The following is a 12,297-nucleotide window of genomic DNA, read 5'->3' on the forward strand; positions in this document are numbered from 1 at the left end:
TTGGGGATGGAGATAATGGAAAATCGAATCTTAATAGTAGAAGATGATCACTACATCAGTGAGATGATAAAAGATACTTTGGTGAAACATGGATTTGCAGTTTTTACTGTATTTGATGGTGAGGAGGCATTACAGATAGTAGAGTCACAAAACTTTGACATAATTTTACTCGATATCATGATTCCGAAAATTGATGGAATGGAATGCTTAAAAATTATAAGAAACAAAAGTATGATCCCAATTTTAATTATGTCTGCAAAAGGCGAAGACGTCGATAAAGCGTTAGGTCTGGGGTTCGGTGCAGATGATTACATTGCAAAACCATTTTCAATGATTGAACTAGTCGCTAGAGTGAAGGCCATTCTCAGAAGAGAAAAACATTATTTGGCCTTGAACAATCAAGTGATAAATAACCCTTATCAAGACGAAACGATCAAATTAGGTGATTTAGTCATTGATATGAAAAATTATTCTGTGAAAAAAAATGGCCAAGACTTAAAACTGACGTCAAAAGAGTTCAATATATTAAAAATCTTTATTACAAGACCAAATCAAGTGTTTACAAAAGCACAGGTTTATAACCTTGTTTGGCAAGATGAATACTACGGCGATGAAAATGTTATTAATGTGCATATTCGCCGTCTCAGAGAAAAAATAGAAGAAAATCCTTCCAATCCCGAATATATAAAGACTTTATGGGGAATTGGTTATAAATTGGGTGAATTTTAACATGATTTATCTTCTTGTATTTTTTCTAGCAGCCTCCTTAATTTTCATTATTTATTTAGTTCATAATCAAAGAGTGGCAAATCGAGAAATATCCTATATCGAAAAGAAGCTTAAATCAATCATTGATCAACAAACTGATGAAAATGTTCTACTATACACTAGCAACTCGCAAATGAAATCTTTATTAGTTCAAATCAATCGACTCTTTGAACACAACAAGAAAACAGTGGCAAATTTTCATTCTGTTGAACGCTCAATGAGAAAAATGCTCTCGAATATCTCACACGATTTAAAAACTCCTCTTACTGTCATTCTTGGTTATATCGAAATCATTTTACACGATAAAACGATTAATCAAGAAAAGGAGGAATCCTTATTACAAACGGTTCATTTAAAGGCAGAAGAAGTTTTAGAGTTAATTAATCACTTTTTTGAACTTGTCAAACTTGAATCACATGATATTCAGCTTGAAATGTCCAAAATCGAAGTAGGTGAGATTTGTAGAAAAACGATTCTTGACTATTATGAGATATTAGCAAAAAAGGAATTTGATGTATCAATTAAAATTCCAGATGAACAGATTTTTGTATGGGGGAATAAAGAAGCGATTGAGCGTATTTTAAATAATTTAATTTCCAATGCTCTTCAATATGGTTCAGATGGAAAAATGATTGGGTTACACCTAAGAAGTACCGAAAATAAGGTATACATAGAGGTCATCGATCGTGGAAAGGGTATTCTAGAAGACGATAAAGATCGCATATTTGAAAGATTATATACAATGGAAGATTCAAGAAATAAACTCTATCAAGGAAGTGGTTTGGGTCTAACGATAACGAAAAGATTAGTCGAACAACTAGGTGGAGAGATTTCCATAATAAGTACCCCCTACCACAAGACTACCTTCACGGTTGAAGTGAAGCGTGTTAATTATTAGTCGAAATGTTGATATTGAATAACTTAAGATTTTTGTAAGAAATGGTTAAGAAAAAAGAAAATATTCTTCAATAAAATGAGATTCAAAGAGTAAAGGGGGGAAAAAAATGACCTATACCATTCAAACAAATAATCTGACGAAAAGCTATAACGGAAACGAGGTCGTTTCGAATATAAATATGAATGTTAAAAAAGGTGAAATATATGGCTTTTTAGGTCCGAACGGTGCAGGGAAAACAACCGTTATGAAGATGATTATGAACTTAATCAAACCAACCAGTGGAGAAATTATTATTTGCGGGGAAACAGTAACTCCCTCATCCTATGAAATATTGAAGCGCATGGGGAGCATTATTGAATATCCCGTTTTTTATGATAAGCTGACAGCACGAGAAAACCTAGAGCTGCATACCGATTATATGGGATACTACAACAAAAGTGCTATTAACACAGCTCTTGACATGGTACAACTAAACAACTTTGAAGGGAAGGCTGTCAGGGATTTCTCTTTAGGGATGAAACAGAGGCTTGGTTTAGCGAGAGCTATCATTACAAAGCCAGAAGTCCTCATTTTAGACGAGCCAACGAATGGTCTTGACCCTGTAGGAATTAAGGAATTCCGAAATCTTTTTCAAATGTTAAGTAAGGATTATGGAATGACACTATTAATCTCCAGCCATATTCTCGGAGAAATCGAACAAATTGCGGATACTATCGGAGTAATCGAGAACGGAACATTATTAGAGGAAGTATTAATGGAAACAATTCGTCTTCAAAATACAGAGTATATAGAGATAAAAACGGATTCTGTGAAAAAAGCTGCATACGTCATAAAAGAAGTCCTGAACATAACGAATTTTAAAATACTCGATGATGTTACCATTCGTATTTATGACATGAACACATCCCAAGGAGAGATATCTAAAACCCTTGTGTTAAAGGGTGTATTGGTGGAGTCGATCAATAAAAAAAATAATACATTGGAAGATTATTTCTTAAAAATTATCAATAGAGGTGCAATCCATGCGTCAACTTATTAATCTTGAAATAAAAAAATTCAAGCTATGGAACTATTGGAAAGGTGTTTCTATATGCAATGGCGCATTTATTGCACTTCTCAGTATGATGTTTTTTATAGAGATAGATGATGGAATGATACCCATAGAAAGTTTCGATATAGTGGCCAACATTATTGGAGCAATGGTACGGACAACATTTACAATTTTTGCATCAGTAATTATTGTGAAATTAATAATTGATGAATATAAAAATAAATCAATCGATGTATTATTCACCTATCCTATTAAACGTAAAAAAATTATGATTTCAAAATTAACATTCGTTTTTGGTTTTACTTTTGTTAACATCTTGTTTTCAACATTATTCCTAGAAGGCCTTGTTTATTTAACGGATGTGAATTTTAATATACTACCTGGAGTAATTGAATTAGAAGAAATCTCAAGAAATTTATTGACTGCTTTTATGAACGCTATTGCGACAGCAGGGATCAGTCTTATTCCTTTATTGTTTGGCATGTATCGTAAATCGGGGCCTGCAACCATTGTATCTTCAATTATTATCGCTTCAATTTTGAATTCAACAAGCGAAGACTTTACCTTATTTTCGATTATAGCTATTCCTTTATCACTAGGACTGTTCGGTTTGTTTATCGGTTACTATTCTATTCGAAACATAGAACAGAAAGATTTAGTCTAGTTCATTGATGGAACTAATCCCTTGTCTATAGGAGATATCAATATGAAGAAAATATTATTGGCAGTAGCAGTCGTAATTTTAGTAATGATAGTCTTTAGTTTTGTATTATCTGACGAAACAGAGTATAAAATGTGTCTGGGGGCACAGGAAGTTTCGAACAAAATGGCCAAAGCACTTGGTGAGAAACCTACTAATTTTTGTAATGAATAAAAAGAGGTTGAGAACCATTAACAAATAATAGTTTACCATTATATGTATAATACCAAAAACAATATAGACTTTTTAGCAGACAGCATTAAAATGAAATGATGAATGAAAAGATTGGTTATTTCTTTAAGACACTTAACAAAAGTTATTTGTTCAACAATCGCTCCATTATGGCATAAAGGTCACTAAAATGATCAAACTTTTTTATAAAACTGAAATATAAATTTGCTAGATAAGACTCCATTTTGATCAATCTTTTTTTCAAAATGGAGTCTTTTTATTTTACGTAGAATATGGGTTTACAAGGTATTTTTGATCAAACTTTATTTTAAAGCTACAGATTATAAAAAGTTGCGAAGCTTTACCCCTTTGGCTATGATTAGCCAAAGGGGTATTTTTTATGTTTAAAACAACGAGAATCTCTCAAGTTGACAAGTGGATTAGAAGACCGAGGTAATATGAATCGGTGTGCAGTGTAATATAATCTATCAAATCCATCAGTAGATAGTCATGGCAACCATTAGAGCAATGTTAATGACCTTCCTATGGTGTGCATTGTTGAAAATGAAGTCTTCATAAAATTTTTTTAATTTAGGAGAGAATAGCATGGAAGTCTTTGCAGAGTTTTTAACGAATATTGATAACCCGCAACATAGGGAACGAACGGAAGAAGTCCTGGCTTGGGTAACTAAGAAATTTCCACATCTAATGCCGAAGATTGCGTGGAATCAGCCTATGTTTACCGATCATGACACATATATTATTGGCTTTAGCGTAGCCAAACATCATTTGGCTGTTGCCCCTGAAAAGGCAGGGATCGATCATTTCTCTGATGAAATCGTGCAGGCTGGCTATGATCATACCAAGCAGTTGGTACGTATCAAGTGGGACAGTCCGGTTGATTACTCATTACTTGAGAAAATGATAGAGTATAATATTCTTGATAAGGCAGACTGTTCAACTTTTTGGCGGAAATAAAAAAATGATTATTAAGGGTGAAAACCAATAAAAAACAGCTGCCATTGCAGCTGTTTTTTATTACCTATGATTTAAAATGAATTTTTAAAATTACAAAACCCTCACGAAATAGGAAGCAGAATGGTGAAGGTCGTTCCCTTTTCGAGTTCGCTTTTCACGGATATGGTCCCTTCATGCATCTCTATAATCTTTTTCACGATGGATAGTCCTAAACCGCTGCCGCTTTTTGAGCGTTCCCTTGCCAGGTCGGCTTTATAGAATCGCTCGAATATATGGAATTGGTCGGTTTCGGAAATGCCGATTCCATTGTCGGATATCGTTATGGATGCCAGGTCATCAATCTGTTGTAATCGAATCGTGATCTTTCCGCGATGGCGGGTGAATTTGATGCTATTGTGCATTATATTTGTCCATACTTGGCTCATCAAATCCTGGTCTGCCACTATTGGAATCTTTTCCAAGGTTATATCCAATTCGAGTTCTTTGTCCGACCAAGCGGGTTCACAAGCCAAAATAATGGTCCGTATTTGCTGATCCAGCCGGAAATCTGTCCTTTCAAAAGGGTGGTGCTCGGATTCAAGGGATGTAAGCTTTAGAAGGTTATCACTTAATTTGGATAATCTCCTGCTCTCTGTCTCTATTATATGAAGATAATGATTTCGTTCTTCGATTGTCAGCTTATTAAATTGAAGTGCTTGGGCAAATCCTACAATGGAGGTAAGGGGCGACTGTATTTCATGTGAGACGTTAGAGATGAACTCCTGCCGCATTTCTTCCATTTGCTTCAATTGTTTGGCCATGTGATTGAAGTGGTTAATGATATCGGTCATTTCGTTTCTCTTGTCCATATTAAAATCCAGTTGTACATTATAATCGCCATTTGCTATTTTCCTTAAGGCATCTATGATCTCGAGGTAAATATTTACCCGTTTATTATGATGGACAGCATGGATAAGGTGACCAATTACTATCATGATTGCGATGCTTGTCACGATTGTAGCCAGATACCGAACATAATCGGTTAACCTTAAGGGCAAAAGCTCAATGATATAGTACCCTGCGGAAAAGGAAATTGAAATAAACGTTACAAAAAACAGCATGCCAAGCATTTGTTTGAAAAATCGATTGCCTCTCATCTCGTTATCTCCAAACGGTAGCCCAATCCCCAGATCGTTTTAATCCTTAAGGGGAATTCCGATTCAGGAAACCGTTCCCTCACCCTTTTTATATGAACATCGACAGTTCGTTCATCCCCTTCATAATCATAGCCCCAAATGTCTTCGATAAGATCTTCCCTGGAAAAAGTTTTTCCAGGATAGCTTGCTAATTTAAACAGCAATTCGAATTCTTTTAATGGAATCGTATATTCCAGATCTTTGAATGACATTTCATGCGTGTTACGATTCATCTTTAATTCGCCGATATTTAATGTTTGTGAAATAGTGATTTTATACCGTTTTAATAATGCCTTTATTCTAAGAACCAATTCGATCGGTTCAAATGGCTTTACAAGATAATCATCTGCCCCAAGCCCGAATCCTTTTACTTTTTGTGTTGTTTCCCCTTTTGCAGTCAGCATTAAAATGGGGATGTCACTAAATTCCCGTAACTCTTTGCATAATTGCCATCCATCCATGTTAGGCATCATAATATCGATGACTGCCAAATCGATTTTCACTTTTTCCATTACTTTCAATGCTTGCATTCCATCTGACGCTTCATATAGATCAAAGCCTTCTTTTCTTAACAACAGGTTTATAAGTTCGCGAATATGTGCATCATCATCGACTATCAATATTTTTGTCATCCTTCTTCTTTCCTTTCGGCGAATTAGGCCAGTTCAAGCTTGTGCAACTGCTGTTCAGCAAATTCGCGATATAATGAGTGCGTATTATATAGCTCTTTATGTGTTCCGCTGCCTGTTATTTTCCCTTTTTCAAGGAAGATGATTTGATCCGAACCGATAACGGTCGATAGGCGGTGGGCGATGACTATTGTTGTTCTTCCTTTCATTAAATGATTTAATGCCTGTTGAACCACTTTTTCTGATTTGCTGTCCAGGCTGGAGGTTGCCTCATCCAGCATTAATATTTTCGGGTTTCTTAAAAATGCACGGGCGATTGCGATTCTTTGTCTTTGACCGCCTGATAATTTCATGCCCCTTTCACCGACCTCTGTATCATATCCGTTCGGAAGCTCAGAAATGAATTGATCTGCATACGCCATTTTAGCCACTTGATTTAATTCTTCATCTGTTATATCCCGATCGATGCCATAACAAATATTATCTCGAATTGTACCGGATACAATCGGGCTTTCTTGTGAAACATATCCAATCTGGCTTCTCCATGAAAGCAGTGTGAAATCATTTATGGATGTCCCGCCTATGGATATGGATCCTTCCTGTGGTTTGTAGAAACGCTCGAATAATGAAAAAAGGGTCGTTTTTCCGCTGCCGCTTGGGCCGACTATTGCAGTGACCTTACCGGCCTCAACGTTAAAGCTTATATCTTTAAGTACCTGTTCTCCATTATTGTAACTATAGTTCAGGTGATCCACGCTGATGGATTGGCTCATATTTTGAACGGGCTGCTTCGCATCTTCTTCCTCCACAGAATCCAGAATGGAAATGATGCGCTCTGTTGCACCCGTTGCTTTTTGGAATTGTGTAAAGAAACTGGCCAATTGAGCCATTGGCATGATTATTTGGAAAAGATACATGATGAATGCAACTAGAGCCCCAGCAGTCAGTGCTCCTGAAGAAACACGCATTCCCCCATAACCTAAAATCAGGACGAGTAATGCCATCATGACCAAACTCATTAGCGGCGCAATCAACGCTTGGATTTTTGCCTCTTTCAATCCGAATTGAAATAATTTCTGGATTCCTTTTTGTCCATTTTGATATTCCAAAGCTTCTGCATTAGACGCCTTAACAAGACGTATTTCCGTTAGAACCTGCTGAAGGACTGCGGTGAAGCTTGCTGTCTCGTCCTGCATCCCTTTTGATATTTTGTGCATTTTTTTTCCTAGCGGCATCAATATCAAAACAGAGAGCGGAATTGCAGTGAACATCAATAATGTCATTTTCCAATCCAGTACGAATAACACGATCATGGAACCTACGATGGAAATGATTCCTGTAACGAAATTAGAGAGATGTTCAGAGATTAATCCCTTCACTACAGTTGTATCATTTGTCATTCGGCTGACTGTTTCCCCCGATGGATGATCATCAAAATAACTCACGGGTAATACGAGTAATTTTTTCCATAGTTGATCGCGAATACCTGCCACTACGGATTGACCGATCCGATTTAATAAATAGATGGAAAATCCACTGGCCAATGCTTGAACAATGATGGCAACAACGAGAAGTGTGATCCTTTCAGCGTTTAGTGAACTGACTGAAAAATCATTGATTAGATTTTTTGTGAATAATGGGACTAATAAAGCTACACCTGTTGTGCCTAGGCTTAATGCTAATGCAATCCCTATCATTAGTTTGGAAGGCTTCGTTTGTTGAACCAATCGAATGAACTGGCGCCATCCTTTTTGTTTTTTTGCTTCTGACATATGTAAATACATCCTTTCTCGATTTTCATTACAGAGAAGTATATAAAGAAGTTATGAATTGAATATGAACGAGTCTTAGTTATTCCACGAAAATTTTGGTAAACCTTTTCTGAATGATAAATTTGAAAAAATATGGCAGACACTTAAAATAGTGTCGGCTTTTTTTCATGAAGATACAAGGAAATTAAATATTCGATGGTTAACGGTAAGGAATATGTGTAAGGATCTCAAGTTTATGACTGATAGGTAAAAAGATATAGTGATATCTTGATTTTTAATAATAAATACCTATATAAGCTAAAAACTTACCGGTTTTAACCGATTAAATATGGAGATACAAAAAACAGTATAAGTTAGGTGGAAAAAATGATTATTTTGAATGAGTCGATTGTGTCTCCAATTCTTCTAAAGGTGGTAGAGGAACAGCAAATCCCAGTATTTGAACAAGGTCAATGGGGAGACACATTAACATCAGAAAAGCTAAACATTCAAAAGGATACAGAATTTTTCAAGTCCATGGAAAAGGACAAAAGAATTCTTACAAACTCTGAAAATGGCATAACACTATTAGGGCATTTTCAACCGGATAGCAATGAATACATTTGGTCAAAGTTATTGAAGGATAAGAGCCAGGTGCGAAATTTGACGAAATCTTTATATCCTGATTTCTATTTCCAAGATATAGATTTATCCATGATAAGTGAGCTGGATATAAATCAAATACCGTTTCCGGTAGTTATCAAACCCAATATTGGCTATTCCAGTGTAGGTGTGCACAAAGTCAAGAATAAACAGGATTGGGATATAGCCGTGAACCAGCTTAAAGTGGATTTACTTCATTCGGGTGGATTATATGATTCAGAAGTGGTCGGATCCCAGACCGTTTTGATAGAAGAGTGGATTCAGGGTGAAGAGTATGCCATTGATGGTTATTACAATCAAGATGGTGAACCGGTCATTTTGAATGTCTTCAAACGATTATTCAAGGATGATTACGATACTATTATACTTCGAAGTTGGCCATTGTTGAAATCTATAATGATGCACTGAAGTTCATGAAGAATATCCAAACGGTCCTTCCGCTTAGGAATTATCCTGTACACTTTGAAATCCGCAAAAAGGAAAACAGGGTGATACCCATCGAAATCAATCCCCTGCGTTTTGCTGGGGCGGGTACAACGGATCTAGGTTACCATGCCTATGGAATGAATATGTATGAACACTATTTTTCAGGAACGAAACCCGATTGGAACCGGATATTGGAAGAGATGGACGATCGAATATATAGCTTTTTCTTTGCAGAGGTTCCGCTTGAAATAAATCAGGAAGGTGTTGCACGTATTGATCATGATGGACTCCGTCATGAATTCGAACAAGTTTTGGAATATAGGCAGCTTCCTTTTCAAAATGACCGGAGCATGGCCATCATCTTTTATAGAAGTGAGGATTTGAATGAAAATCTCCAATTGCTTCATTTGGATTTAATACCATATTTGACTATAAAAAACCTGGTATTCAACTAAGGGGGGCATGGAAATGAGATTTTCAAAGCTGAATCCTAAAAAATCTCTATTGGCAAAACTATTCTTGTTTTATATTATTCCTTTCGTGATTTTCGCAGGGGCCATGGGCCTTTGCTTTTCCTATATTACTAATAAAATGATCAATGAGAATGTCCTTCCGCAATTCGATGATCGCCTTTCTGAAAATGCCCACAGTTTAGCAGCGAGCCTAAATCCCACTTTGATAAACAAGGCTTCCGAACGGGGCGAAGAGATTAAGCGGAAACTGGATGCCTTTGTTGAAGATAAAAAGGGAATTGAATATGTTTATGTTTTGAAGCGGGAGAATGATGCCGACATGATTGTAGCCTTGAGCGGCAGCGATGACTATATGGTGGAATCCCCCTTCACACCGGAACAGGCAAAATCGATAAATGGAAGCGAAGACGTCTGAGTGAAATATATAAAGATAAGTGGGGAACACACAAGTCGTACTTTACGCCAATCGAAGGAACGGACGCGATTGTCGGAATCGATATGGATGCAAGCTTCATTGATGAATTGAAAAGCACAATGATATTCTATAATATCTTATTTCTTGCAAGTGCCGTTATATTGGGTGTGCTATGCGCCGTTGTCATCGGGAAAAAGATTTCGGGACCCGTCAATGAACTTGTTGGTTACACGAATGAAATGGCAAAAGGGGACTTAAGTAAATCGATTCCCGTTGGCAGAGAGGATGAGATTGGCGATCTGTCAAATGGATTCGAAGATATGAGATTAAGTTTGTCCCATATTATCCAGAATGTCCGTGAACACGCCCAAACGATGAATCAAACGACAGTTTCCATTCAGCAATCCTTTGAAGAGATGGTGGAATCCTATGGCCAGATAGTGACGGGGACAACGGAAGAAGCAAGGGTTTCGGAAGAACGTGCCCATCATATTGACCGGATTTCCAATATGATCAGTGACTTAACGGATACGATCCGTTTAATGAACGAGCAAACGAATGAAATGAATGAATTTACGATGCATGCAAATACACTTGCTGAACAAGGGAGTAAACAAGTGCAAGATGTAACGAGCCAGATGGATAAAATCATGGAAAACGGCCAAGCGAATAAAGCCAATTTGGTGAGCCTGGAAGAGGATGTAGTGAAGATAAATGAAGTGATTGGCTTAATAAGGGTGATTGCTTCCCAAACGAACCTGCTGTCCCTGAATGCGTCCATAGAAGCGGCACGGGCGGGTGATGCTGGCAGAGGTTTTGCCGTAGTCGCTCAAGAGGTGCAAAAATTGGCTGTGCAAACCGATGAATCCATCGATATCATTTCAGAATCGATTATGCGGATTAATGATCAAACAGCCAAAGTCATCCAAAATAATGATGAGAGTTTTCAGGATATACTAAATGGTGTTTCCTTAGTGGAAAACAATGGCGAGATTTTCAATAAGATATTCGAATCCGTAGAGAAATTGCTGAAAGGCACAGAACAATTGGCCGCCCATTCGAAAAAAATCAATGAGTCTTCGGATGAAAGCCTGGCATCCATACAGGAAATTGCAGCGATTTCCGAAGAAGGAGTCGCAACAACGGAGCAAATCTCGGCAGCTGCCATTCAACAAAGTACCATAATGGCTGGATTGAAGGAACAAAATGAAGATTTAGCAAAAGAATCGGCGATTTTAGAAGAAATGGTAGAAAAGTTCATTACGGAAAAATAAATATTTGATGTAAACATCTACAAAAACCTTTCTTAATTTTGTTTACGGGAGGTTTTTGGAGATAAAATGGGTTCTATCTGAGTTTTTTAAACATAGTTGATTGGAACGGAAGGTACGAGACTCCTGCGGGAAAACGGGTCCAAGGGAGACCCCACAGGCGCTAAGCACGCCGAGGGGGGACCGCCCGCGGAAAGCGAGTGCCTGGAGAGGAAATCAACGTTCCGTTTTACACTCCCTCAAAAAAATGCAGAAAATATCGAGTTTATCTACAGTTTTTCTGTTTGGGTGATGCATGTGAACGTTCATGTTGGCCGAGGGCTGTAATAGATAGCCACTTTGGTTACTGCTCGATTTTTAATAGAATTTAGAGAGTATTAAAAATTGCTGGAAAAAAGTTTCCCCAAACTATTTGCAATCGCTACCATTTAATGTTATGCTTAGTCTTAATTATTTTTGTTCGGTACTAAGGATACTAAAAGTACTACTTTTCGTTTTCGATGATGACTTAGAGCAAGGATAGTAATACATTGTGCTTAGATGCACTAGGAGGCAACAACAATGGAACAAGGTAAAGTAAAATGGTTTAACGCAGAAAAAGGTTTTGGATTCATCGAACGCGAAAACGGAGACGACGTATTCGTACATTTCTCAGCTATCCAAAGCGAAGGTTTCAAATCTTTAGACGAAGGCCAAGAAGTTACTTTTGAAGTAGAACAAGGTCAACGCGGACCTCAAGCTTCTAACGTTCAAAAAGCATAATTTCAATAACAAAAAAAGACGGATCCTTTTAAAGGGTCCGTCTTTTTTGTTTTGTGAAAATACATAACAAAAAACCCTGCTAAACGATAAGCAGGGTAAATGGTACAAGTAAAGTAAAACGCTTAAAAAGGTTTGACTAAGTATATCATAGTTTTTCTAAAAAATA

General features: G+C 37.0%; 12 protein-coding genes and 1 pseudogene. 10 read left to right on the forward strand and 3 right to left on the reverse strand.

Annotated elements, in window-relative coordinates; genetic code table 11:
* The first annotated feature begins 15 nt into the window (after positions 1–15).
* The 6 genes from ACFX4H_RS23695 to ACFX4H_RS23720 all read left to right on the forward strand — a co-directional run bounded on the left by ACFX4H_RS23695 (position 16) and on the right by ACFX4H_RS23720 (position 4,566).
* The gene (locus tag ACFX4H_RS23695; RefSeq protein ID WP_377436366.1) at positions 16–729 is read left to right on the forward strand and encodes a response regulator transcription factor; all 714 of its coding nucleotides are present in this window, start codon (positions 16–18) and stop codon (positions 727–729) included.
* A gap of 1 nt (position 730) precedes the next feature.
* The gene (locus tag ACFX4H_RS23700) at positions 731–1,666 is read left to right on the forward strand and encodes a sensor histidine kinase (protein WP_377436367.1); all 936 of its coding nucleotides are present in this window, start codon (positions 731–733) and stop codon (positions 1,664–1,666) included.
* Between the two features lie 106 nt (positions 1,667–1,772).
* A complete protein-coding gene (locus tag ACFX4H_RS23705) occupies positions 1,773–2,705 on the forward strand; it encodes an ABC transporter ATP-binding protein (protein WP_377436368.1) in 933 nt (310 codons plus the stop codon).
* Positions 2,689–3,381 carry an ABC transporter permease gene (locus ACFX4H_RS23710; RefSeq protein WP_377436369.1) on the forward strand — a complete coding sequence of 231 codons (693 nt, stop codon included), beginning with the start codon at positions 2,689–2,691 and terminating at the stop codon, positions 3,379–3,381. Before ACFX4H_RS23705 ends, ACFX4H_RS23710 begins: the two co-directional genes overlap by 17 nt.
* Before the next feature lie 42 nt (positions 3,382–3,423).
* The gene (locus ACFX4H_RS23715; protein WP_377436370.1) at positions 3,424–3,591 is read left to right on the forward strand and encodes a hypothetical protein; all 168 of its coding nucleotides are present in this window, start codon (positions 3,424–3,426) and stop codon (positions 3,589–3,591) included.
* A gap of 603 nt (positions 3,592–4,194) precedes the next feature.
* A complete protein-coding gene (locus ACFX4H_RS23720; RefSeq protein ID WP_377436371.1) occupies positions 4,195–4,566 on the forward strand; it encodes an iron chaperone in 372 nt (123 codons plus the stop codon).
* 101 nt (positions 4,567–4,667) lie between these two features.
* Here the strand turns inward: ACFX4H_RS23720 and ACFX4H_RS23725 are convergent, their stop codons facing one another.
* The 3 genes from ACFX4H_RS23725 to ACFX4H_RS23735 are packed head-to-tail and all read right to left on the reverse strand — an operon-like array spanning position 4,668 to position 8,154.
* Positions 4,668–5,702 carry a sensor histidine kinase gene (locus ACFX4H_RS23725; protein ID WP_377436372.1) on the reverse strand — a complete coding sequence of 345 codons (1,035 nt, stop codon included), beginning with the start codon at positions 5,700–5,702 and terminating at the stop codon, positions 4,668–4,670.
* A complete protein-coding gene (locus tag ACFX4H_RS23730; protein ID WP_377436373.1) occupies positions 5,699–6,373 on the reverse strand; it encodes a response regulator in 675 nt (224 codons plus the stop codon). The genes ACFX4H_RS23725 and ACFX4H_RS23730 overlap by 4 nt, the downstream gene beginning before the upstream one ends.
* Positions 6,374–6,396: 23 nt before the next feature.
* The gene (locus ACFX4H_RS23735) at positions 6,397–8,154 is read right to left on the reverse strand and encodes an ABC transporter ATP-binding protein (protein ID WP_377436374.1); all 1,758 of its coding nucleotides are present in this window, start codon (positions 8,152–8,154) and stop codon (positions 6,397–6,399) included.
* Between the two features lie 681 nt (positions 8,155–8,835).
* Here ACFX4H_RS23735 and ACFX4H_RS23740 point away from each other — a divergent pair.
* The 4 genes and pseudogenes from ACFX4H_RS23740 to ACFX4H_RS23755 all read left to right on the forward strand — a co-directional run bounded on the left by ACFX4H_RS23740 (position 8,836) and on the right by ACFX4H_RS23755 (position 12,131).
* Positions 8,836–9,665, forward strand: a pseudogene (locus ACFX4H_RS23740) (ATP-grasp domain-containing protein).
* 13 nt (positions 9,666–9,678) lie between these two features.
* Positions 9,679–10,098 (forward strand): hypothetical protein, encoded by a 420-nt coding sequence (locus tag ACFX4H_RS23745; protein ID WP_377436375.1) that lies wholly within the window; start codon positions 9,679–9,681, stop codon positions 10,096–10,098.
* An 83-nt stretch (positions 10,099–10,181) separates the two neighbouring features.
* Positions 10,182–11,372 carry a methyl-accepting chemotaxis protein gene (locus tag ACFX4H_RS23750; RefSeq protein WP_377436376.1) on the forward strand — a complete coding sequence of 397 codons (1,191 nt, stop codon included), beginning with the start codon at positions 10,182–10,184 and terminating at the stop codon, positions 11,370–11,372.
* A gap of 558 nt (positions 11,373–11,930) precedes the next feature.
* Positions 11,931–12,131 carry a cold-shock protein gene (locus tag ACFX4H_RS23755; protein ID WP_034304915.1) on the forward strand — a complete coding sequence of 67 codons (201 nt, stop codon included), beginning with the start codon at positions 11,931–11,933 and terminating at the stop codon, positions 12,129–12,131.
* Positions 12,132–12,297 lie beyond the last annotated feature (166 nt).

It is taken from the genome of Peribacillus sp. YIM B13477 (assembly GCF_042787955.1).
GTDB lineage: Bacteria > Bacillota > Bacilli > Bacillales > DSM-1321 > Peribacillus > Peribacillus frigoritolerans.